23 protein-coding genes and 3 tRNA genes are annotated in these 22,358 nt (G+C 67.7%); 14 read left to right on the top strand and 12 right to left on the bottom strand.

From position 1 onward, the window contains the following. Position 1: 1 nt before the first annotated feature. Both M1D55_RS20525 and M1D55_RS20520 read left to right on the top strand, forming a co-directional pair. Entirely contained in the window at positions 2 to 652 is a 651-nt protein-coding gene (locus M1D55_RS20525; RefSeq protein ID WP_006580114.1) for an ABC transporter permease, read from the top strand. Continuing rightward, positions 649 to 1,854: an osmoprotectant ABC transporter ATP-binding protein OsmV gene (locus M1D55_RS20520; protein WP_064573019.1), complete on the top strand. Its 1,206-nt coding sequence runs from the start codon at positions 649 to 651 to the stop codon at positions 1,852 to 1,854. Before M1D55_RS20525 ends, M1D55_RS20520 begins: the two co-directional genes overlap by 4 nt. A 54-nt stretch (positions 1,855 to 1,908) precedes the next feature. On the opposite strand, the gene M1D55_RS20515 is transcribed toward M1D55_RS20520, so the two are convergent. The 4 genes from M1D55_RS20515 to M1D55_RS20500 all read right to left on the bottom strand — a co-directional run bounded on the left by M1D55_RS20515 (position 1,909) and on the right by M1D55_RS20500 (position 6,714). Beyond that, a complete protein-coding gene (locus M1D55_RS20515) occupies positions 1,909 to 2,874 on the bottom strand; it encodes a hypothetical protein (protein ID WP_456281707.1) in 966 nt (321 codons plus the stop codon). A 203-nt stretch (positions 2,875 to 3,077) separates the two neighbouring features. Then, entirely contained in the window at positions 3,078 to 4,655 is a 1,578-nt protein-coding gene (locus tag M1D55_RS20510; protein WP_456281706.1) for an aldehyde dehydrogenase (NADP(+)), read from the bottom strand. A 127-nt stretch (positions 4,656 to 4,782) separates the two neighbouring features. Further along, the gene (gene kdgD / locus M1D55_RS20505; protein WP_456281705.1) at positions 4,783 to 5,700 is read right to left on the bottom strand and encodes a 5-dehydro-4-deoxyglucarate dehydratase; all 918 of its coding nucleotides are present in this window, start codon (positions 5,698 to 5,700) and stop codon (positions 4,783 to 4,785) included. A 216-nt stretch (positions 5,701 to 5,916) separates the two neighbouring features. After that, positions 5,917 to 6,714 carry a FadR/GntR family transcriptional regulator gene (locus tag M1D55_RS20500; RefSeq protein WP_456281704.1) on the bottom strand — a complete coding sequence of 266 codons (798 nt, stop codon included), beginning with the start codon at positions 6,712 to 6,714 and terminating at the stop codon, positions 5,917 to 5,919. Between the two features lie 163 nt (positions 6,715 to 6,877). On the opposite strand from M1D55_RS20500, the gene gudD reads away from it, so the two are divergent. Beyond that, a complete protein-coding gene (gene gudD, locus M1D55_RS20495) occupies positions 6,878 to 8,230 on the top strand; it encodes a glucarate dehydratase (protein WP_456281703.1) in 1,353 nt (450 codons plus the stop codon). Between the two features lie 108 nt (positions 8,231 to 8,338). Continuing rightward, complete coding sequence (locus M1D55_RS20490) at positions 8,339 to 9,295, top strand: Bug family tripartite tricarboxylate transporter substrate binding protein (RefSeq protein WP_006578287.1); 957 nt, start codon at positions 8,339 to 8,341, stop codon at positions 9,293 to 9,295. Between the two features lie 154 nt (positions 9,296 to 9,449). On the opposite strand, the gene M1D55_RS20485 is transcribed toward M1D55_RS20490, so the two are convergent. Further along, positions 9,450 to 9,539 (bottom strand) — tRNA-Ser (locus M1D55_RS20485). 232 nt (positions 9,540 to 9,771) lie between these two features. On the opposite strand from M1D55_RS20485, the gene M1D55_RS20480 reads away from it, so the two are divergent. Beyond that, a complete protein-coding gene (locus M1D55_RS20480) occupies positions 9,772 to 10,263 on the top strand; it encodes an outer membrane lipoprotein (protein WP_006578288.1) in 492 nt (163 codons plus the stop codon). A gap of 93 nt (positions 10,264 to 10,356) precedes the next feature. Here M1D55_RS20480 and hemW read toward each other — a convergent pair whose 3' ends face one another. The 3 genes from hemW to rph are packed head-to-tail and all read right to left on the bottom strand — an operon-like array spanning position 10,357 to position 13,006. Beyond that, complete coding sequence (gene hemW, locus M1D55_RS20475) at positions 10,357 to 11,601, bottom strand: radical SAM family heme chaperone HemW (RefSeq protein WP_456281702.1); 1,245 nt, start codon at positions 11,599 to 11,601, stop codon at positions 10,357 to 10,359. After that, complete coding sequence (rdgB, locus tag M1D55_RS20470; protein ID WP_456281701.1) at positions 11,598 to 12,278, bottom strand: RdgB/HAM1 family non-canonical purine NTP pyrophosphatase; 681 nt, start codon at positions 12,276 to 12,278, stop codon at positions 11,598 to 11,600. Before rdgB ends, hemW begins: the two co-directional genes overlap by 4 nt. An 8-nt stretch (positions 12,279 to 12,286) precedes the next feature. After that, on the bottom strand, positions 12,287 to 13,006 hold the full coding sequence (gene rph, locus M1D55_RS20465) for a ribonuclease PH (RefSeq protein ID WP_456281700.1): 720 nt from the start codon (positions 13,004 to 13,006) through the stop codon (positions 12,287 to 12,289). A 258-nt stretch (positions 13,007 to 13,264) separates the two neighbouring features. On the opposite strand from rph, the gene M1D55_RS20460 reads away from it, so the two are divergent. The 4 genes from M1D55_RS20460 (at position 13,265) to M1D55_RS20445 (ending at position 17,814) form a co-directional block, all read left to right on the top strand. Continuing rightward, complete coding sequence (locus M1D55_RS20460; RefSeq protein ID WP_456281699.1) at positions 13,265 to 14,200, top strand: YicC/YloC family endoribonuclease; 936 nt, start codon at positions 13,265 to 13,267, stop codon at positions 14,198 to 14,200. Between the two features lie 5 nt (positions 14,201 to 14,205). Beyond that, complete coding sequence (gene gmk, locus M1D55_RS20455; RefSeq protein WP_456281698.1) at positions 14,206 to 14,904, top strand: guanylate kinase; 699 nt, start codon at positions 14,206 to 14,208, stop codon at positions 14,902 to 14,904. 79 nt (positions 14,905 to 14,983) lie between these two features. Beyond that, positions 14,984 to 15,187, top strand: a complete 204-nt coding sequence (rpoZ, locus tag M1D55_RS20450) for a DNA-directed RNA polymerase subunit omega (RefSeq protein ID WP_006578656.1) — start codon at positions 14,984 to 14,986, stop codon at positions 15,185 to 15,187. 125 nt (positions 15,188 to 15,312) lie between these two features. After that, positions 15,313 to 17,814: a RelA/SpoT family protein gene (locus M1D55_RS20445; RefSeq protein ID WP_232204735.1), complete on the top strand. Its 2,502-nt coding sequence runs from the start codon at positions 15,313 to 15,315 to the stop codon at positions 17,812 to 17,814. Between the two features lie 31 nt (positions 17,815 to 17,845). Here M1D55_RS20445 and greB read toward each other — a convergent pair whose 3' ends face one another. Beyond that, positions 17,846 to 18,412: a transcription elongation factor GreB gene (gene greB, locus M1D55_RS20440; protein WP_006579280.1), complete on the bottom strand. Its 567-nt coding sequence runs from the start codon at positions 18,410 to 18,412 to the stop codon at positions 17,846 to 17,848. A gap of 123 nt (positions 18,413 to 18,535) precedes the next feature. Between greB and M1D55_RS20435 the strand changes: the two genes are divergently transcribed. Next, positions 18,536 to 18,612 (top strand) — tRNA-Arg (locus M1D55_RS20435). Between the two features lie 149 nt (positions 18,613 to 18,761). Here M1D55_RS20435 and M1D55_RS20430 read toward each other — a convergent pair. Then, positions 18,762 to 19,169, bottom strand: coding sequence for a hypothetical protein (locus M1D55_RS20430; protein ID WP_456281697.1), 408 nt, complete (start codon positions 19,167 to 19,169; stop codon positions 18,762 to 18,764). A 247-nt stretch (positions 19,170 to 19,416) separates the two neighbouring features. On the opposite strand from M1D55_RS20430, the gene M1D55_RS20425 reads away from it, so the two are divergent. Further along, positions 19,417 to 19,677 (top strand): hypothetical protein, encoded by a 261-nt coding sequence (locus M1D55_RS20425; RefSeq protein ID WP_006579278.1) that lies wholly within the window; start codon positions 19,417 to 19,419, stop codon positions 19,675 to 19,677. A 135-nt stretch (positions 19,678 to 19,812) separates the two neighbouring features. Further along, positions 19,813 to 19,889, top strand: a tRNA-Met gene (locus M1D55_RS20420). A 176-nt stretch (positions 19,890 to 20,065) separates the two neighbouring features. On the opposite strand, the gene M1D55_RS20415 is transcribed toward M1D55_RS20420, so the two are convergent. After that, entirely contained in the window at positions 20,066 to 20,356 is a 291-nt protein-coding gene (locus M1D55_RS20415; protein WP_456281696.1) for a hypothetical protein, read from the bottom strand. 119 nt (positions 20,357 to 20,475) lie between these two features. After that, complete coding sequence (locus M1D55_RS20410) at positions 20,476 to 20,775, bottom strand: hypothetical protein (RefSeq protein ID WP_006579276.1); 300 nt, start codon at positions 20,773 to 20,775, stop codon at positions 20,476 to 20,478. A 248-nt stretch (positions 20,776 to 21,023) separates the two neighbouring features. Between M1D55_RS20410 and M1D55_RS20405 the strand changes: the two genes are divergently transcribed. Continuing rightward, positions 21,024 to 21,335 carry a hypothetical protein gene (locus M1D55_RS20405; RefSeq protein ID WP_006579275.1) on the top strand — a complete coding sequence of 104 codons (312 nt, stop codon included), beginning with the start codon at positions 21,024 to 21,026 and terminating at the stop codon, positions 21,333 to 21,335. A gap of 117 nt (positions 21,336 to 21,452) precedes the next feature. Then, the gene (lpxO, locus tag M1D55_RS20400) at positions 21,453 to 22,355 is read left to right on the top strand and encodes a lipid A hydroxylase LpxO (protein ID WP_456281695.1); all 903 of its coding nucleotides are present in this window, start codon (positions 21,453 to 21,455) and stop codon (positions 22,353 to 22,355) included. Positions 22,356 to 22,358: the final 3 nt, after the last annotated feature.

Below are 22,358 nucleotides of genomic sequence, written 5' to 3'. Positions count from 1 at the left end.
CATGGACCTGATTTCCTACCTGCAACACAGCTGGCCGACGCTGCTGAAACTGACCGGCGAGCATCTGGCACTGGTCGGCGCGGCGGTCGGGCTGGCGATCCTGATCGGCGTGCCGCTCGGCATCCTGGCCACGCGCTGGCGCTGGCTGGCCACGCCAATGATGACGCTGGCCACGGTGGTGCTGACGATCCCGTCGATCGCGCTGTTCGGCCTGATGATCCCGGTGTTCGCGCGCTTCGGCCACGCGCTCGGCTACCTGCCGGCCGTCACCGCGGTGTTCCTGTATTCGCTGCTGCCGATCCTGCGCAACACCTACGTGGCGCTGGCCGGCATCGACAGCGGCATCCAGGAGGCCGGACGCGGCATCGGCATGACCACCTGGCAACGGATGCGGCTGGTCGACCTGCCGCTGGCGGTGCCGGTGATCCTCGGCGGTGTGCGCACCGCGGTGGTGATGAACATCGGCGTGGCGACCATCGCCGCGCTGATCGGCGCCGGCGGCCTCGGCGTGCTGATCCTGCAAGCGATCAGCCAGAGCAATATGAGCAAACTCGCGGTGGGCGCCGTCCTGGTCAGCCTGCTCGCCATCGTGGCGGACGTGTGCCTGCAATGGTTGCAGCGCGTGCTGACGCCCAAAGGAATCCGCACATGATCGAACTGGACCAACTGAGCAAATCGTTCACGCAGAAGGATGGCGCGCTGGTGCGCGCGGTCGACTCGGTGTCGCTGACGGTGCCGCGCGGCGAGATCTGCGTGTTCCTCGGCCCGTCGGGCTGCGGCAAGACCACCACGCTGAAGATGATCAACCGGCTGATCCCGCCGACCTCGGGCCGCGTGCGGATCGAGGGCGAGGACACCGCGGGCATCGACGAAGTCGCGCTGCGCCGCAAGATCGGCTACGTGATCCAGCAGATCGGCCTGTTCCCGAACATGACGATCGAGCAGAACATCACCGTGGTGCCGCGCCTGCTGGGCTGGGACAAGCAGCGCTGCCGCGAACGCGCGCGCGAGCTGATGGCGATGGTGCAGCTCGATCCGAACCGGATGCTGTCGCGCTATCCGCGCGAGCTGTCGGGCGGCCAGCAGCAGCGCATCGGCGTGATCCGCGCGCTCGCCGCCGACGCGCCGGTGCTGCTGATGGACGAGCCGTTCGGCGCGGTCGATCCGATTAACCGCGAAAGCATCCAGAACGAGTTCCTGCAGATGCAGCGCCAGCTGGGCAAGACCGTGATCATGGTCTCGCACGACATCGACGAGGCGATCAAGCTGGCCGACAAGGTCGCGGTGTTCCGCGCCGGCAAGCTGGTCCAGTTCGACCATCCGGACGCGCTGCTGGCGCATCCGGCCGATGAGTTCGTGCAGGCCTTCGTCGGCCACGACAACACGCTCAAGCGGCTGCTGCTGGTTCGCGCCGGCGACGCCGCCACGATGGGCGCCACCGCGACGCCGCAGATGCCGCTGGCGCAGGCGCTGGCGCTGATGGACGATGCCGACGTGCGCTATCTGCCGGTGCTCGATCGCGACCGGCGCGCGCTCGGCTATGTGGCGCGCCGCGACGCGCGCAATCCGGCCGCGGGCAAGCAGGCCTGCGGCGACGTGCTGCGCCCGTTCGCGGCGACCGCGGCGTTCGACGAGCATCTGCGCATCGTGCTGTCGCGGATGTACCAGCACAACACCAGCTGGCTGCCGGTGGTCGACGCCGACGGCGTCTACCTGGGCGAGGTCACGCAGGAGTCGATTGCGGGCTATCTGAGCTCGGGGCGCTCGCGCAGCGGCGCCATCGCGTCGCCTGCCGCCTCGGCGGCGCCGGCTTCGGCAGCGAGCGCGGCCGCGCCGCTGCGCGCGGCGGCCTGAGGACGTACGGCCCGGCGATACGGCGATACGGCGATACGCCGATGCGCCGCGGCGTCAGCGCAGCTTGCCGGGTGGGTCGATTGGGCCCGCCAGCCGCCGCTTGATCGCGTCGATCGCCGCTTCGAGCTGCTCGCGGCAATGCAGCGAATCGGCGGTCTCGCGCACGCGCCACATCAGCTCCTTGCGCAGATGGCCGAGGCGCGTCTTGTAATAGGTGTGTTCGGTGAAATCGGCGTTGATCATCGCCGGATTGATATAGACGCGATGTCCCCGCGCGCGCAGGTCGGCGTGGAAGGACACGTGCTCGTTGATCTCGCCGCCGTTGGCGTCGAGCCCGACATAGCGTCCCGTCACGAAGGCATCGCGCCGGTACACCGCGAAGCCGCCGAAGGCCGATTCGACCTCGATCGGCGCGGCGTCGGCCGGCACGCGGATCTGCTTCGATGCGACGCACATCTCCAGCGCCTGGCGATGCCCCACCACGTCCACGATGTCGCGATAGGCGGCCCAGCAGTCGACCGGCGACCAGGCCGGATGGCGCAGCGCCCAGATATCGTAGTAGCCCAGCCGCTGGTTGGCCGTCATGCCGGCCCAGTCCAACTCGCTGCGCCAGCAGCTGAGCACCGCGTCGGCGGTCAGGCCATGGTTGATGTCGTCCAGGTCGGCCGCAATCACGTAATCGATCTTCGCGTACCGCGGATCGCTGGCCAGGCGCTCGACATAGACATTGCGGCAGAGCGCGATGCGGTCGCAGCGCGCCGGATGACGCTCGCGCAGCGCGCCCATCGATTCGAAGGCGAAGTCCGGTACCTGCGCGGCCAGCTGCCGCAACTGCTCGACGGAATCGTCGCTGGAATCGCTCTCGACCAGCAGGAAGCCGACCGAGGCGAAGCCCGCCAGGACCTTGCGCAGGTGTGCCACTTCGCCCGCGATCGTCGCGCCGCAATTTCGCACCGGCCCTACCACCACGACATGGGCGGATTCGGGCGGGATGCGCAGGGGGCGCGGCGGGGCGGTCATGATGGCGGTCCTCTGTGGCCGGCGGGCACACGTTGCGGTGACAGTGTCACTGTACGTACGTCGACCTGCGGCGACTGTGGGATGGATCACACAGTCGCCGCCGGCCATGGCGGGCCACTCCGTCGTTCCCGCGCAGGCGGGAACCCAGCGTCTTTCAACGCCACTGGGTCCTCGCCTTCGCGGCGACGTCAACGTTTGGCCGGCTATGCCCTGCCCAACTCCCCATCCCGCAGCCGCCACAGCCCCAGCGGATTGTCGTCGCGCAGCGCCGGCGGCAGCAGTTCCGCGGGCACGTTCTGATAGCAGACCGGCCGCAGGAAACGCGAGATCGCCGCGGCGCCAACCGAGGTCGTGCGGGCGTCCGAGGTGGCCGGGAAGGGGCCGCCGTGCACCATCGCGTACGACACCTCGACGCCGGTCGGATAGCCGTTGAACAGCACCCGTCCGGCCTTGCGCTCGAGCATCGGCAACAGTTGCCCGGCCGCGGCGTGGTCGCCGGCATCGGCATGCACGGTGGCGGTCAGCTGTCCCTCGAGGCTGCGCGTCAGCGCGGCCATCTCGTCGATGTCGCGGCAGACCACCAGCACCGACGAGGGGCCGAACACCTCGGCCTGCATCCGATGATCGGCGATGAACTGCGCGGCGCTGGTCTCGAACATCGCGGCGCAGGCCTGGTTGGGTCCGCTGCCGGCCAGACCCGTGCCGATGCGCTGCAGGCCGTTGATTTCGCCCAGGCTTGCCACGCCCTGCTGATAGGCCTGGTGGATGCCGGGCGTCAGCATCGTGCCGGCGGGCTTGCCGCCCAGCGCCTGCACCGCGGCCGCGCGGAACGCGGCGAGCGCCGGACTGTCGATCGCGATCACCAGGCCCGGGTTGGTGCAGAACTGGCCCACGCCGAGCACCAGCGAATCGACCAGCTCCGTGGCGATGCGCTCGCCGCGCGCGGCCAATGCGGCCGGCAACAGGAACACCGGATTGATGCTGCTCATCTCGGCATAGACCGGGATCGGCTGCGGCCGCTGCTGCGCCACGCGGCTCAGCGCCAGGCCGCCGCCGCGAGAGCCGGTGAAGCCCACCGCCTGGATCGCCGGATGCGCGACCAGCGCCGTGCCGATCTCGTTGCCGGCGCCGAGCACCAGCGAGAACACGCCCTCGGGCAGGCCGGCGTCGGCCACCGCCTGCTGAATCACGCGGCCGACCAGTTCGGAGGTGCCCAGGTGGGCCGGGTGCGACTTGGCGACCACCGGGCAGCCCGCCGCCAGCGCCGACGCGGTATCGCCGCCGGCCACCGAGAACGCCAGCGGGAAGTTGCTGGCGCCGAACACCGCCACCGGACCCAGCGCGATGTTCTGCATGCGCAGGTCGGGGCGCGGCGGCGTGCGCTCGGGCAGCGCGCTGTCCCAGGTGGCCTGCTGCCAGCGGCCGTCCCGCAGCACGCGCGCGAACAGGCGCAGCTGATTGGCGGTGCGGCCGCGTTCGCCCTGCAGCCGCGCCAGCGGCAGGCCGCTTTCGCGGTGGGCGCGCTCGATCAGCGTGTCGCCGAGCGCCTCGATGCCGTCGGCGATGCGCTCCAGAAAGGCGGCGCGCTGCGCCGGCAGCGTGTTGCGGAAGGCGTCGAAGGCCTGTTCGGCCAGCACGCAGGCACGGTCGACCTCGGCCGCGCCGCCGCCATGAAAGTCGGGGCCCAGCGTCGCGCCGGTGGCGGGATCGATCGCCTGCAGCACGGCGTCCTGGCCGCGCACGGCGCTGGCGCCGATCAGCATCTCTCCGGTGATCTTCATTGGCTTCTCCTGAAAACGTCGATGGCGCAGCGGCCGCCGCGGTGCGATACCGCGAGCGGCCGATGCGCCGAGGGCATGATGGCGCGCGCCGCGCCGGCATGGCCGGGCGCGGCGTGCGTGGACGGGCTTACTGGCCGCCGACCTTGTCGATCAGCCGTTGCAGCATCGCGCATTCCTCTTCGCTCAGATCGGTCAGCGGCGCGCGCACCGGGCCGGCATCGTGGCCGACCAGGCGGGCGCCCGCCTTGATGATGCTGACCGCGTAGCCCTGCTTGCGGTTGCGGATGTCGAGGTAGGGCAGGAAGAACGTGTCGATCAGGCGGCCGACGGTCTCGTGATCCTCGGCGGCGATCGCCCGATAGAAGTCCATCGCGGTCTTCGGAATGAAGTTGAATACCGCCGACGAGTAGACCGGCACGCCGAGCGCGCGATAGGCGGCGGCGTAGACCTCGGCCGTCGGCAGTCCGCCCAGATAGGCGAAGCGCTCGCCCAGCCGGCGGCGGATCGACACCATCAGCTCGATGTCGCCCAGGCCGTCCTTGTAGCCGATCAGGTTCGGGCAGCGCTCGGCCAGCCGTTCCAGCTGCACCGCGTTCAGGCGGCACACCGCGCGGTTGTAGACGATCACGCCGCAGGACACCGAGCGGCAGACCGCCTCGACGTGGTTGGCGATGCCTTCGGGGCTGGCCTCGGTCAGGTAGTGGGGCAGCAGCAGCACGCCGTGGGCGCCCAGGCGCTCGGCTTCCTGCGCATAGGCGATCGCCACGCGGGTCGGGCCGCCGGCGCCGGCGATGATCGGCACCTTGCCGCGGCAGGTGTCGACCGCGGTGCGGACGATGTCGCTGTACTCGTTCGGCGCCAGCGAGAAGAACTCGCCGGTGCCGCCGGCCGCGAACAGCGCGCTGGCGCCATACGGGGCCAGCCATTCGAGGCGCTTCGCGTAGGACGCCGGGGCAAAGTCGCCATTGGCGTCGAAATCGGTCACCGGGAACGACAGCAGGCCGGCGCTGATGATCTGTTTGAGGTCTTGGGGGTTCAGGGACATGGTGGTTTCCGATTTACCGATTTACCGAGGAAAGGGCTGGGCGTCCTGCCCGAATGCGCAACGTTGGACGGCGAAGGCGCCGCGGTAGGGAAGCGCCATTCGATGTTCGATATCGTAAGACATCATACAACTCTGGCGCAAGGGGTCCGCATCGGGGGTTAACCCTCGGAGGGGGCGGGAGGCTTGCTTATCAGGCCTGCTTATCAGACCTGCTTATCAGACCTGCGTATTGGGGGTCTGCGTATTGGGGGCCTGCGTGTTGGAGGCCGGCGTACTGGCGGCCGCGGCCGAGGCCTTGCGCAGGCGTTCGCGGCTGTTGGTCAGGTGCATGCGCATCGCGGCCTTGGCGCCATCGGGGTCGCGGCGCTCGATCGCGTCGTAGATGCTGTCGTGCTCGAAGTTGACCCGTTCCAGATATTGCTCCCGGTCGCCCGGGGTGACGTGCAGCCGGCCGCGCGGAATCACCGAGGCGCCCAGGTGGCCCAGCATCTCGCTGAAGTAACGGTTGCCGGTCGCGCGTGCCACGGCCAGGTGGAAAGCAAAGTCGGACGCGACCGAATCGCCGCCCGAGGCGGCGGTGCGCTTCAGTTCGTCCAGCGCGCGCCGCATCTCGGCCAGATCGGCGTCGCTGCGCCGCACGGCCGCCAGGCCAGCGGCCTCGGCCTCGATGCTGACGCGAAATTCCAGCATCGCCAGCACGTCCATCGCGGTGACCATGGCCGACGGATCGATGCGAAACGGGGAGGCCGATTCGGCGGGCGGCGGTGTCAGCACGAAGGTGCCGATCCCGTGGCGGGTCTCGACCAGGCCGCTCGCCTGCAGGCGCGACAACGCCTCGCGCACCACGGTACGGCTGACGCCGAGCGTGGCCATGATTTCCGATTCGGTGGGCAGCTTGTCGCCGGGGCGCAGCGTGCCCTGGCGGATGCTGTCAGTCAGGCTGGCGACCGCTTCTTCGGCCAGCGTGCGGCCGCGGCGGCGCAGCGGAGTGGGGGCCAGGGTCGAGGCTTTCATAGGGTATGTACCGTGCTTGACCGGTTCGCGAACGGCTCATTATACTGCGTCGTAAGTCATACGACGACTGATAACCGACTTTGGCGCACGGCCCGACGTTTCACCCACTGGTGTGGCAGGCCCGTAGCGGCAAGCCATCCGAGACAGCATTCCGAGACGCTTCATGACAGACCACTCGATCTCCGCGCCGGGCGCCACGCCCGTCGTCACCGAACTGACCGTGATCCCGGTCGCCGGCCACGACAGCATGCTGATGAACCTGTCGGGCGCCCACGGACCGTTCTTCACGCGTAACGTGGTGCTGCTCAAGGACAGCGCCGGCCGCATCGGCGTCGGCGAAGTGCCTGGCGGCGAAGGCATCCGCCAGACGCTGGAGGACGCTCGCCCGCTGGTGGTCGGCCAGCCGATCGGCGCCTGGCAGGCGGTGCTGAACCGTGTGCGGCAGGCTTTCGCCAGCCGCGATGCCGGCGGCCGCGGCCTCCAGACCTTCGACCTGCGCATCACGATCCATGCGGTGACCGCGCTGGAGGCGGCGCTGCTCGACCTGCTGGGCAAGCATCTGGACGTTCCGGTCGCCGCGCTGCTGGGCGAAGGGCAGCAGCGCGATGCGGTCGAGATGCTCGGCTACCTGTTCTATATCGGCGACCGCAAGCGCACCACGCTGCCGTATCGCCAGGAGGCCGATGCCGACGATGCCTGGTTCCGGCTGCGCAACGAGGAGGCGATGACGCCGGAGGCGGTGGTACGCCTGGCCGAGGCCGCCTATCAGCGCTACGGCTTCAACGACTTCAAGCTCAAGGGCGGCGTGCTGCGCGGCGACGAGGAGATGGAGGCGATCGTCGCGCTGGCCGAGCGCTTTCCGAAGGCGCGCATCACGCTCGATCCGAACGGCGCCTGGTCGCTGGCCGAGGCGGTACGGCTGTGCCGCGACAAGCATGGCGTGCTGGCCTATGCGGAAGATCCGTGCGGCGCCGAGGACGGCTATTCGGGCCGCGAGATCATGGCCGAGTTCCGCACCGCGACCGGACTGCCGACCGCGACCAACATGATCGCCACCGACTGGCGCCAGATGGGCCATGCGGTGCGGCTGCAATCGGTCGACATCCCGCTGGCCGATCCGCACTTCTGGACCATGCAGGGTTCGGTGCGCGTCGCGCAGATGTGCGCGGAGTGGGGGCTGACGTGGGGTTCCCATTCGAACAACCACTTCGACATCTCGCTGGCGATGTTCACGCATGTGGCCGCGGCCGCGCCGGGACGCATCACCGCGATCGACACGCACTGGATCTGGCAGGACGGCCAGCGCCTGACCAGGGAGCCGTTGAAGATCGAGGGCGGCATGGTGCAGGTGCCAAAGCGGCCCGGGCTGGGCGTGGAGATCGACATGGCCGAACTGGAGAAGGCCCATCAGCGCTATCGCAGCATGGGACTGGGCGCGCGCGACGACGCGGTGGCGATGCAGTTCCTGATCCCCGGCTGGAAATTCGACAACAAGGCGCCGTGCATGGTGCGGTAGCCCGTACTGGCGATCCCTTCGACAACGAACAGAGATTCAGGAGACAACATGAGCAAGACCTTCATCACCTGTGTGCGCCGCCTGCCGCGGCTGATGCTGTCCGCGGGCATGCTGGCCGGCGCGTTCGCCGGCGGCCTGCTGGCCACCGGCACCGCGGCCGCGCAGGACTGGCCGCAGAAACCGGTGTCGGTGGTGGTGCCGTTCCCACCCGGCGGATCGACCGACACCATCGCGCGGATGCTGGCGCAGCCGCTGAACGAAAAGCTGGGCCAGCCCTTCGTCATCGAGAACCGCCCGGGTGCCACCGGCGCGATCGGCGCGGCGATGGTCAAGCGCGCGCCGGCCGACGGCTACACCATCATGATCGCGTCGATCGGCGTCTACGCGGTCAACCCGTTCCTGCAGAAGAACCTGCCGTACGATCCGGCCAAGGACTTCGACCTGCTGACGGTCGCGGTGCGCGCGCCCAACGTGCTGGTCGCCAATCCGTCGGTCGCCGCGCGCAGCGTGCAGGACCTGGTCGCCCATATGAAGAAGAACCCGGGCAAGGTCAGCTTCGCGTCGTCGGGCGCTGGCTCGTCGGATCATCTGACCGCGGCGCTGTTCTGGCAGAAGACCGGCACCGACGGCCTGCACGTGCCGTACAAGGGCGGCGGCCCGGCGATCCAGGACCTGCTGGCCGGCCAGGTCGAGGTCTCGTTCCAGAACATCAACGCGGTGATCCAGCACATCAAGGCCGGCAAGCTGAAGGCGCTGGCGATTACCTCGGAGAAGCGCTCGCCGCTGCTGCCCGATGTGCCGACGCTCGCCGAAGCGGGGGTCAAGGATGTCGAGGTCTATTCGTGGCAGGCCGTCGCCGCGCCGCGCGGGTTGCCGGCCAACGTCAAGTCCAAGCTGCACGGCGCGCTGGTCAGCTCGCTGACCGAGCCGAAGATGCGCGCCAAGCTGGCCGAGACCGGCTTCGAGGTCGTCGCCAATACGCCGGAGCAGTTCGCGCAGTTCGAGAACCAGGAGCTGCAGCGCTGGAAGAACGTGATCGAGGCCGGCAAGATCACCATCGATTGAAGATCGGACGATCGCTCCACGACATGTCGTTGCCCCGCCCGGTGCGGGGCTTTTTTATTGCGTGGGGAAGGATCGCCGTTTCTGTGTCGCCGTTCGGGTGTCGCCGTTCGGGTGTCGCCGTGCGGATGTGACCGTGAGGGTCTGGCGTTTGCAGTGGCGGAGACGGTGAGATTCGAACTCACGGATGGGTCACCCCATCGGCAGTTTTCAAGACTGCTGCCTTAAACCACTCGGCCACGTCTCCAGTCCCATGATGGGCCGGCCTTGCGCCGGCCGCGCATTATAGCAAGGCGGTATGCGGGTGGGGTTGGAAACGCCTCGTTACACATCTTGCACCGCGGGAAGACAAGAAACCGGCCCTGTCGGCGTCCGTCCGACATCGCGGAACCTTGTCTGGATGTATATCTCCTAGGGCAGGAGGGAAGCGGCGGTGCGCCGCATCCCGTCTCTTCTCGTCCCAGTCAGGAGAACATTAAATGAATGGCAAGACTTTGTTTGGCATGGCCGCGCTGGCGGCCGCGATCGGTACCGCGGGCTGCGCGGCACCCGGTGGCGGTTATGGCTACGGCGCCCCGGCGGCCAATACGGGTTACGGCCAGGGGTCCTACCAGGCGCCGGCCGGCTCGGTGTTCTACGGTCGCGTCGAAGCGATCGAACCGATTCAACAACCTCGCGGCGCCAGCTCGGGTCTGCTCGGCACCGTGATCGGCGGTCTGGCCGGCGGCCTGCTCGGCCACCAGATCGGCGGCGGCCGCGGCCAGACCATCGCGACGATTGGCGGTGCGGTGGCGGGCGGCGTGGCCGGCAACCAGATCGAACAGCGCGCCACCGGCGGCATGGAAACCGTCTATCGTGTGCACGTACGACTCGACGATGGCCGCATGGCCACGGTGACGCAGCGCCAGGCCAACAATCTGCAGGTCGGCCAGCGCGTGCAGGTCGCCAACGACATGGCGTCGCCGATCTGACGCGATGCCCGCCGCTGCGATGGCAGCATGAAATGGAGAAAGGCCGCGAATCGCGGCCTTTTTCATTGGTGCGGTTCTCTGTCCCGCTGCCACTCAAGACTTCAGGAAGATCTCCTGCAGATCGTTCAGGAAGCGCCGTCCCAGCTCGGTTGGACGGATCACGGTCGGGTCCGGGTCCAGCAATCCCTTGTCGGTTGCCTGCGCCAGCTCGCGGCGGATCGCATGCAGCGGCAGGCCGGTATGGTCATGGAACAGGCTCGCCGGCACGCCGTCGGTCAGCCGCAGCGCATTCAGCATGAATTCGAACGGCAGCTCGGCGGCATCGACGTCGCGCGCTTCCTGCACCGCGTTGCCCGCCATCGCCTGCGCCATATACGTCGCCGGATGCTTGTAGCGCATCTGGCGCAGCACGCGATGCGGGAACGACAGCTTGCCGTGCGCACCCGCGCCGATGCCGAGGTAGTCGCCGAAGCGCCAGTAGTTCAGGTTGTGGCGCGCCTCGCGATGCGGCTGCGCATAGGCCGAGGTCTCGTAATGGCGATAGCCGGCTTCGGCCGTGCGCGCCTCGATCCAGTCCTGCATCTCGTAGGCGGTGTCGTCGTCCGGCAGCGCCGGCGGGAAGCGCGCGAACAGCGTGTTCGGCTCCAGCGTCAGGTGGTACAGCGACAGATGCGTGGTGCGGTACGACAGCGCCGTCTCGACGTCCTGCCGGCACTGCGCGAGGGTTTGCCCGGGCAGCGCGTACATCAGGTCCAGATTGACGTTGTCGAAGTGGCGCAGCGCGATGTCGATCGCGGCGCGGGCCTCGGCGCCGCCGTGAATGCGGCCCAGCGCCTGCAGGTGTTCGTCGTTGAAGCTCTGGATGCCGATCGACAGCCGGTTGATGCCGCTGGCGCGATAGCTGGCGAAGCGCTCGGCCTCGAAGGTGCCGGGGTTGGCCTCCATCGTGATTTCGGCATCGGCGTCCAGCGGCAGCAGCGCGCGGAGGTCGGACACCAGCCGGTCCATGCCGGCGGCCGACAGCAGGCTGGGCGTGCCGCCGCCGATGAAGACCGTATGCACCGGGCGCCCCCATACCAGCGGCAGCGACTGCTCGAGGTCCGCGCGCAGCGCGTCCAGATACGCCGCTTCGGGAATCTCGCTGCCGTCGGGCGCCGCGTGCGAATTGAAGTCGCAATACGGGCATTTGCGCACGCACCAGGGCACGTGCACGTACAGCGACAACGGCGGCGAGGCCGGCAGCGAAATCTGCCCGGGCTTGAGCCACAGGCCGACGCTGTCGCCGCCGGACGAAGCGGGGGCGGGCGTGGCACCGGGGACGGGGACGATCGGAATCATGGCCGGCCTTGCGCGGCGGTATCCGCGGCGCTATCCGTGGCCGCATCCCGGCGCAGCCGCTCGCACAGCGCCTGCAAGGCCAGCGCGCGATGGCTGACGCGGTTCTTCTCTTGCGCCGACAGTTCGGCGGCCGTTTTGCCGAGCGCCGGCAGCAGGAAGTAGGGGTCGTAGCCGAAGCCGCCGTCGCCGCGCGGGACGTCGATGACTTCGCCGTCCCAGCGGCCTTCCGCGATGATCGGGCAGGGATCGTCGGCATGGCGCACCAGCACCAGCACGCAGTAGTAGTGCGCGCGGCGATTCGCGTGGCCCGCCAGTTCGGCGATCAGATGCGCGTTGTTGGCGGCGTCGCTCTTTTCCTTGCCGGCCAGCTGCGCGTAGCGCGCCGAGTAGACGCCGGGCGCGCCGCCCAGCGCGTCGACGCTGATGCCCGAGTCGTCGGCCAGCGCCGGCAGGCCCGACAGGCGGCTGGCATGGCGCGCCTTGGCCAGCGCGTTCTCGACGAAGGTCACGTGCGGTTCCTCGGCCTCGGGGATGCCGAGTTCGCGCTGCGGCACCACATCGAAGCCGAGCGGCGCCAGCAGCGCGCCGAACTCGCGCAGCTTGCCGGCGTTGTTCGAGGCCAGCACCAGACGTTGCGCGGCGCGCATGGCGATGCCGGCGGTCGAGTTCGCCATCATGCCCGCCGTCATGCCAGATTCAGCGCCTGGCGCTGCATCGTGACGAGCTGCGCGATGCCGCGCTCGGCCAGCTGCGTCATCGCGTCGAGTTGCGCGCGCGAGAACGGCACGCCCTCGGCGGTGCCCTGGACCTCGACGAAGCCGCCGCTGCCGGTCATCACGACGTTCATGTCGGTGTCGCAGGCGCTGTCCTCGGCGTAATCCAGGTCGAGCACCGGCACGCCGCCGACCATGCCGACCGATACCGCGGCGACGAAGTCGCGGATCGGGCTTTCCGCGATCAGGCCGTCGCGCAGCATCACCGAAACGGCGTCATGGGCGGCGACGAAGGCGCCGGTGATCGCGGCCGTGCGGGTGCCGCCATCGGCCTGCAGCACGTCGCAATCGAGCTGCAGCGTGTATTCGCCGAGCTTGGACAGATCGAACACCGAGCGCAGCGCCCGGCCGATCAGGCGCTGGATCTCCTGGGTGCGGCCCGACTGCTTGCCGCGCGCGGCCTCACGGTCCGAGCGGGTATGGGTGGCGCGCGGCAGCATGCCGTATTCGGCGGTCACCCAGCCTTCGCCGCTGCCTTTCTTGTGCGGCGGCACCTTGGTCAGCACGCTGGCGGTGCACAGTACCTTGGTGTCGCCGAAGGCGGTCAGCACTGCACCTTCGGCGTGGTGGGTGTAGTGGCGGGTCAGGGTGATCGGGCGCAGCGCGTCGGCCGCGCGTCCACTGGGTCGCATGGAGGCTCTCTTGGAAGGAAAATCGGGAACAGGCGCGATTTTAACGCCGGGCGCCCGGGGACGCTGGCGGCGGCGGTGCCGCGCCGGGCCTTGCGCTGCGGCACGAAGGCAGCGGCGCGGCAGCGGGGCGGCGGGGGGCCGCGGGGCAAAGTTCTTTACAATACAGTGTTCAATCCGTGTTGGTCGGCCCACTGCCGGGCCGGCCGCGGTCGCCGCGCCGTGCGGCCCTCGCCGCCAGCCCCTTCAAGAGACGAATCCATGATCCATAGCATGACCGGATATGGCCTGGCGACGCGCCAGGCACCGCTGACCGACGCGCATGGCGCGCCCAGCGGCAGGACCGCCGCCGTGTCGGTCGAATTCCGCACCGTCAATTCGCGCTTTCTCGATCTGCTGTTCCGCGCGCCGGAAGAGTGCCGCGCGTTCGAGCCGGCCCTGCGCGAGATGCTGATGGCCAAGCTGTCGCGCGGCAAGCTCGAATGCCGCATCAATCTGCAGCGCACCGACGCGGGCGGCGCGGCGCTGGCGCTCAATACCGGCCTGCTGGCGCAGCTGCGCGAGCTGGAAGCCACCGTCGCCAGGACCTTCGACCAGGCCGGCACGCTGCGCATGGGCGAGATCCTGCGCTGGCCCGGCGTGCTGATCGAGCCCGAGCTGTCGCAGGACGCGCTGCGCGAAGCGGTGCTCGGCGCCGCCAAGGACGCGCTGGCGCAACTGCTCGAAGCGCGCCGCCGCGAAGGCGATGCGCTGAAGACCACGCTGGTCGACCGCATCGACGCGATGCTGGCGATCGTGCAGCGGCTCGCTCCGGCGGTGCCGGACCTGATCGCGCAGCATCAGGAGAAGCTGACCGAGCGGCTGCAGGAGGCCTTCAACCTGGTCGCGCCGAACGGCATGCCGTCGATGTCGCGCGACGAGATCGGCGAGCGCATCCGCCAGGAGGCGACCGTCTACGGCATCCGCATCGATATCGCCGAGGAGCTGTCCCGGCTCGAGGCGCATCTGAACGAGACCCGGCATATCCTCCACAAGGGCGGCCAGGTTGGCAAGCGGCTCGACTTCATGATGCAGGAGCTGAACCGCGAGGCCAACACGCTGGGCTCGAAGGCCGCGGCCAAGGAACTGGCCGATGCGTCGATGGAGCTCAAGCTGCTGATCGAGCAGATGCGCGAACAGATTCAAAATCTCGAATGACGAACATGAGCGACCCTACTCAGCCTCATCCTGCGGCGAACTTGCAAGCCAGCGCGCCGGCGCAGTCGCATACCGCGATCGACACCGTATACCCCGGCAACCTGTTCATGGTGGTGGCCCCGTCCGGCGCGGGCAAGTCCACGCTGGTCAACGCGCTGCTGGCGCAGGACCCGTCGATCCGCCTGTCGATCTCGCACACGACGCGGCCGCCGCGCCCGGGCGAGCAGGACGGACGCGAGTACCACTTCACCACGATCGAGGCCTTCCGCGAGGCGCGCGATCGCGGCGACTTCCTCGAATGGGCCGAGGTCCACGGCAACTACTACGCGACCTCGCGCGTCTGGATCGAGCAGCAGATGGCGCACGGCCACGACGTGCTGCTGGAGATCGACTGGCAGGGCGCGCAGCAGGTGCACAAGCGCTTCTCCAACGCGGTCGAGGTCTTCATCCTGCCGCCGTCGCTGACCGCGCTCGAGGAGCGTCTGCGCAAGCGCGGGCAGGACGAGCCCAACGTGATCGTGCGGCGCCTGCTGGCGGCCGGCAGCGAGATGGCGCATGCCTCCGAAGCCGACTACGTGATCATCAACGACGTGTTCGACGAAGCGCTGGAAAAGCTGCGCTGCGTGGTGCGTGCCACGCGGCTGCGTTTCTCGTCGCAGAAGGCGCGGCACGCCGATCTGTTCATCGAACTCGGCATCCACTGAATGCGAGGCCGCGGGGCCGCTGGCCACCTGCGGTAAAATGGCGGCCATCGCATAGGTTCTGTCTCAAGGTAGATTTGATATGGCGCGTATTACCGTCGAAGATTGTCTGAAACACATCCCGAACCGCTTCGAGCTCGCGCTCGCGGCGACCTACCGCGCGCGCCAGCTGGTGCAGGGGCACACGCCGAAGGTCGAGGCCAAGGACAAGCCGACCGTGGTGGCACTGCGCGAGATCGCGTCGGGCCAGGTCGGCATCGAAATGCTGAAGAAGGTTCCGACCTGATCGGCCGGCGGCCCGGTTTTCAACGGCATTGCGAGCTACCCTGGCATCCCGCCCGATCGTCGCTTTGGTCGACCGGATTGTCCTGATCGCACTCGTTGCCCACGTCTGAACCACAGGCCGCCATCATGCCCTCGTCGCCGCGCTCTTCCTCGCGATCGTCGCCCAAGCCGGGCAGCACGGGGGAGACGCGCGCCGCGGCGCGCACCGGCGCGCCGAACCTGCCCGATCCCCTGGGCGACGACGTGGTGGGCGAGCGCGCCGTAGCCCCGGCGATGGCACCCGCCAAGGGCCGCGCCGCCAGCGTGCCGGCCACGCAGCCGCGCGAGGCCGACAGCGGCGTCGCGGTGGCCGCGCCGGCCGCTCAGGCGGCGGACGGTCTCTTCATCGACGCGGTCCTCGCGCAGACGTACCGGCATTTCTTCGGCCCCACCTCGCAGCCGGCGGTGCCGCCGCGGCAACAGGTGATCTCCATCTCCGGGCTGATGGAGAAGCTCGGCTACCTGAAGCCCGCCGACCAGGCCCTCGTCCGAGAGGCCTTCCAGTTTTCCGACGAGGCTCACCTCGGCCAGTACCGGCAGAGCGGCGAGCCCTATATCACGCATCCGGTGGCGGTCGCCGAGCTGTGCGCGGAGTGGAAGCTCGATGCGCAGTCGATCATGGCGGCGCTGCTGCACGACGTGATCGAGGACCAGGGCATCACCAAGAGCGAGCTGGCCGAGAAGTTCGGTCCCAAGGTCGCCGAGCTGGTCGATGGCCTGACCAAGCTGGACAAGCTCGAATTCCAGAGCCGCGAGCAGGCGCAGGCGGAAAGCTTCCGCAAGATGCTGCTGGCGATGGCGCGCGACGTGCGCGTGATCCTGGTCAAGCTGGCGGACCGCACGCACAACATGCGGACGCTGGACTTCGTGCCGCCCGAGAAGCGCCGGCGCATCGCGCTGGAGACGATGGAGATCTATGCGCCGATCGCGCATCGGCTCGGGTTGAACAGCACCTATCGCGAGCTGCAGGAACTGTCATTCAAGGTCGGCTCGCCGTTCCGCTACGCGACGCTGGAGAAGGCCGTCAAGGCGGCGCGCGGCAATCGCCGCGAGGTGGTCTCGCGCATCCTCGAGGCCGCGCAGAGCGCGCTGGCCAACGCGGGCATCGTGGCCGAGCTGTCGGGCCGCGAGAAGACGCTGTACAGCATCTATCGCAAGATGCATGACAAGCAGCTGTCGTTCTCGCAGGTGCTGGACGTCTACGGCTTCCGCGTGGTGGTCGAGACGCAGATGCATTGCTACATGGCGCTCGGCGCGCTGCATGGGCTGTACAAGCCGATGCCGGGCAAGTTCAAGGACTACATCGCGATCCCGAAGATCAACGGCTACCAGTCGCTGCATACGACGCTGGTCGGCCCGTTCGGCACGCCGGTCGAGTTCCAGATCCGCACGCGCGAGATGCACCAGATCGCCGAGGCCGGCGTCGCGGCGCACTGGATGTACAAGCATCACGCCGACCAGATCAACGACATCCAGCAGCAGGCGCACCAGTGGCTGCAGTCGCTGCTCGATATCCAGAGCCAGACCGGCGATTCGCAGGAATTCCTCGAGCACGTCAAGATCGACCTGTTCCCGGACGCGGTCTATGTGTTCACGCCGAAGGGCCATATCCGGGCGCTGCCGCGCGGGGCCACGGCGCTCGACTTCGCCTATGCGGTGCACAGCGATCTGGGTAACCAGTGCGTCGCGGTCAAGATCAACAACGAGCTGCTGCCGCTGCGTACCGAGCTCAAGAGCGGCGATATCGTCGAGGTCATCACGGCGCCGTACTCGAAGCCCAATCCCGCCTGGCTGTCGTTCGTGCGGACCGGCAAGGCGCGCGCGGCGATCCGCCACTATCTGAAGACGACCAAGCTCGACGAGGCGATCCAGCTCGGCGAGCGTCTGCTGGAGCAGGCCGCGCGCCAGCTCGGCATCGACCTGAAGGCGGTGCCGCAGCCGGTGTGGGAACGGATGATCCAGTGGACCGGCAACAAGCAGCGCGACGACATCTTCGCCGACCTGGCGCTGGGCCGGCGCGTGCCGGCGGTGGTCGCCAAGCGCATGGAGATCCTGCTGCAGGAGCTGTCGGGAGACTTCGATACCGCGCTGATGGCGGCGGTGCAGACCTTTGCCGGCGAGGAGGCGCCCGCGGTGCCGATCACCGGCGACGAGGGCATGTCGATGATCTTCTCGGCGTGCTGCCGGCCGATCCCCGGCGATTCGATCGTCGGCTATCTCGGCAAGGGCGAAGGGCTGCAGATCCATGTGCAGGACTGCAAGGTCGCCAAGCGGCTGCACAGCAAGGATCCGGAGCACTGGATCGAGGTCATGTGGGCCAACAAGACCACGCGCGCCTTCGATGTCTCGATCAAGGTCCTGGTGCGCAACGTCAAGGGCATCGTCGCGCGCGTCGCGGCGGACCTGACCGCCGCCGACGCCAACGTCGCGCACGTCGCGATGGAGCACCAGGACAACGGGCGGCAGGAAGCGACCTATATGCAGTTCGTGATCCAGGTCCACGACCGCCTGCATCTGGCCAACGTGATGCGGGCCCTGCGCCGCAACACCGACGTCATCCGCATCTTCCGCGACCGCAACGACGGCTGACGCGCGGTCGGTACCGGGGACGCCTCAGTCCTCAGGCCTCGCCGCGCTTCGGATAGCGGACTTCCAGAATATCGATCTGCTCGATGCCGTTGGGCGTGCGCAGCGGCACGGTATCGCCTTCGCGGGCCTTGATCAGTGCCTTGGCGATCGGCGAGATCCAGCTGACGCGGTGCGCGTCCAGGTCGACCTCGTCCATGCCGACGATCGTGATCGTGTTTTCCTCGCCCGCCTGGTTGGCGTATGTGACCGTCGCGCCGAAGAAGATCTGATCGTTGTCGCCCTGCAGCGAGGGGTCGACCACCTCGGCCTTGTCGAGCCGGCGGGTCAGGAAGCGGATGCGGCGATCGATCTCGCGCAAACGTTTCTTGCCGTACAGGTAGTCGCCGTTCTCGGAACGATCCCCATTGGACGCGGCCCACGAGACGATCTGCACGATCTCGGGGCGTTCGACGTCGATCAGGTGCATCAGTTCGTCGCGCAGCCGCTGATAGCCCTGCGCGGTGATGTAGTTCTTGGTGCCGGCAGGCAGCGGGGTCGCGCCTTCGGGGAGGTCGTCGTCTTCGTCGTCCGACGGTTCTTTGACAAAAGCCTTGCTCATGGTACGGATCACTTCTTGGCAGGCAGACATTATAGGAACAGCGGCCTGCAACGGTGACGCCGAAAAAGATGGCGCAGGGGGCTTCCCAAAAACAAATAACGCGATATAATCTCTTTCTCGCGTGCGGCTGTAGCTCAGTTGGATAGAGTACTTGGCTACGAACCAAGGGGTCGTGGGTTCGAATCCTGCCAGCCGCGCCACCTACATGCAGTACGAACGGCTTGGAGAGTCTTCTCTCCAAGCCGTTTTTGTTTTGGTGTTGCCGGTGTTGCCGGAGTTGCCGGTGGAGCAGGATTGCCGCAGATGCCCGGCCGCCAGCGTGGCCGTCAACGCCGATCGAACGCTCCCCTTACAGCGCGGCCGGATTCTCGCTGTTTGCCGCCGCGCTCGGGCGGCCGCTCTGGACGTTGGCGCCGGCCTTCAGTCCGGCGTAGGCGGCGAAGCCCAGCGCGGCGACGGAGATGGCCAGCGTGGCCACCCATTTATAGATGTCGGTATGCGCGCGTTCGACCGAGGCGCGGATCTCGCCGAGGTCAAGCTTGGCGTCGAGGCGCGTCAGCGTGGTCTGGATGTCCGCGACACTGGTGGTCAGGTGGGCGACATCAGTCTTCAGGGACGAGACGTCGGTCTTCAGCGATGAGACGTCGGTCTTTAGAGTCGACACGTCGGTCTTCAACATCGACACGTCGGTCTTCAACATCGACACGTCGCCCTCGAGCCGGGCCACCGATTGTTCCAGTCGATCGATTCGGTCCATCTTGCGATTTTCCATGACGCGTTGACGTTGGTGCGGGGTCCTGGCCGGCCTTGCGGCTCCGCGAGCAATGCCGGCTGACGCGGGTTGTGCAATGGCGAAGATGATGGCACGAATCGAGCGGGCCCACTGTCAATTTGCGTTTCGACTACGCCGTTCTCCGACAGCCGCGTCAGCCTTCGCCGCCTTGCGCCAGCGCCGCACGCTGGCTAGCCTGACACTGTGTACGGGCGAAATTGCAGGAGGCGCGATGCATGACGACGACTGGCGTGTCGAGGACTATCGCGGCATGGATGTCTATGTGCTGGTGTCCGAGCGCGAGGGCGGCGGACCCGCGGGCTGGAGCTACGAGGTCCGCATCGGCCAGGAGGGCGGCGATCCGAGCGATGCCGGCGACGTCGAAATGATCTCGAGCGGCGAGCAGGTCTTTGCGACCCGCCACGCGGCCGAGGTCGCGGCCTTCAGTGCGGGCTATGCGCGCGTGGATCGCATTCTCGGGCCCGAGGTCTGAAGCGGCTACGGGAAACGCGGGTGCCCGGCCCGATCATGTCACGTTGTGATGGATTGACGCGTGGCACCCGGTGTTCGGGCCAACAATAATGCTTGCAATGGCGGCGCGATTGCTGCATAATGTTGTTCTTCCAGACGCGGGGTGGAGCAGTCTGGCAGCTCGTCGGGCTCATAACCCGAAGGTCGCAGGTTCAAATCCTGCCCCCGCAACCAAATTCCCGAGATGTCGTCGTTACGCACGGTACCTGGCCCTGAATCAGGTACCGTGCAGACATCTCAGCGGCACGCAGTTTCGTCCCTGGCAGTTTCGTCCCTTCGCGTATCTCCCTGACCAGTACCGCCTTCAGTTACTCCGTGTTCGGGGCTAAGTCGCCCGCGCCTTGCCGCGCCTACACTGCGGAACCGCCGGCCAGCGCGATCGCCTCTTCGAAGGTTTCGCGTATCGCCGGCTGATCTTCGCGCTCGGCGGCCTCCGCGCGTTCGCGCAGCCTGGCCACGAGGACCTGCAGATTGTTGCCGACCGGCGCCGTCTTGCTGGCGTCGCATTCGCTGACTGCCTCGGTCATCAGCTGCTGCAGTTCGTCACCGACATCGGCGCCGTCGAACGCGCTGACCGACAGCGCCGAGATGCGCTCGAGGTAAAGGTTGACCAGCGCTTCGTCGTGTACCGGTTCGGGCATGTCCATCTCGGCCTCCGTGCTGTGGGTTGGCGGTGTGATGTCCATTCTAGTGGCGGCCCCGGCCAGCCTGCTGTCGGGACGTGGCCTACAGCGCGCCTGTCCGATGACCACGAATGCCGTCACCCTTCGGGTCGGTCGCGGGCCGGAAAGACAGGCAGCGCGATGCGCCGGCGCGCGGCCTTCAGCGCACGGGTGGGCCACAGCACGTAATTGGTATGCGGGTCGAGCGGCTTGCCGAAGTAGGACACCCACACCTGTACGCCGTGCTCGGTCTCGGCGATGATCGCGGCCACCGCGCGGGCGGCGACGGAAGGGGACTTCAGCAGTTCGGCCAGCGCCTCGACGCCCTGGACGACGTGGTGCTTGACTCCCCGGAACCACGCGTACTGCCGCATGGCGGACAACAAACGCTTCGTCATTGTCTGTGCATCTCCGTTGAAAACGAGAATGAGAACCACGTGTCTGACCGCGGCGCCCGGTCTTTGTTCAGCCTGTGTGCGCGGCTGTTTTCTATCGCTGGCCGGGACCGATTCGTCGCGCCGGTCGAGGGCCCGGAATTGACAGCCCGACGCCGTTTGCCGTAGCTTCGGTCGCATGGGCGCGCGCCCGCGGCCGTCGCCGCCCGATCCCCGCTGGGGCCACCGCATCATCCCGCAAGGAGCTGCCGATGACCGAGGACATGCTGATGCAATTGATGGTGGAGGTCGAGAAGGAAGATCCGATCGACTATGCGAACCTGCCGTTCGACGATGGCGCGCTGCGGTCCCTGGTCTGCCGCCTGGTGGCCGAGCGCTCGCAGGCGATGGAAGCGGCCGGCATGCCGGTCGACGCGGTGCTGGCGACCATGTGGGCGTCGACCGCCAAGCTGGTCCTCGAAAACATGGTGCTGAACGCGCGTCTGCTGACCTTGCAGGGCGCTCCCGACGACGCCCGCGCGCTGATCGAGCGCATCGCCCGCCGGTCCCGCGGCAAGCCGTGATCCCGCTCTCCAGCGCCGAGGCTGCCGTTTAGGTAAACTACGGTCCTTCATTGCAAATGGTGTGCCTTTGCCCGCACGGCAACAGTCTCGCACCAGGCAGCTCAGGGAGAGTTCGAGGTGGTCAAGTGGATCATTGTCGCGGCCTATCTCGGCGCGATTCTGTATGTGCATTTCCGCGGCAAGGTGCGCCTGCGCATCTGGCGGCAATTGCTGGATCATTCGGCGCTGGTCGCGCCGGTCAATTGCTTCATGTACGCCTTCTCGGGCGTCCCCCGCACGCCGTTCATCCCGGTGGAGCGCTTCCCTGAACTGGAGAAGCTGCGCGCCGCCTGGCCCGAGATCCGCGACGAAGGGCTGGCGCTGGCCGCGATGCGCAAGATCAAGGCGGCCGAGAAGAACGACGACGCCGGATTCAATTCCTTCTTCAAATACGGCTGGAAGCGCTTCTACCTGAAGTGGTACGAGGCGCATCATCCGTCGGCCGAGCAGCTGTGCCCGCGCACGGTCGCGCTGCTGCGCGAACTCCCGTTCGTCAAGGCCGCGATGTTTGCCGAGCTGCCGCCGGGCGGCAAGCTCAATCCGCATCGCGATCCGTTCGCCGGCTCGCTGCGCTACCACCTCGGCCTGGCCACGCCGAACGACGACCGCTGCTTCATCGAGGTCGACGGCGAGCGGCACAGCTGGCGCGACGGCCAGGGCGTGGTGTTCGACGAAACGTATCTGCACTGGGCCGAGAACCGCAGCGACCAGAACCGGCTGATCCTGTTCTGCGATATCGAGCGGCCGATGCGCTATGGCTGGGCCGGCAAGATCAATCGCTGGCTGGGCCGCAAGGTGATGAGCGCGGCCAGTTCGCCGAACGACGAGAACGACCAGACCGGCATGATCAACAAGCTGTTCCGCATCGTCTGGCTGGGCGGCCAGTATCGCCGCCGCCTGAAGGCGTGGAACCGCCACGTCTATTACGTGGTCAAGTTCGGCCTGATCGCCGCCGGCGTCGCGCTGATCGTCTTCCTGTAACGC

The organism is Cupriavidus sp. JZ107 (genome assembly GCF_053903255.1).
The sequence above is the reverse complement of the archived record's forward strand: the minus strand, read 5'-3'. Positions and strand labels throughout refer to the sequence as shown.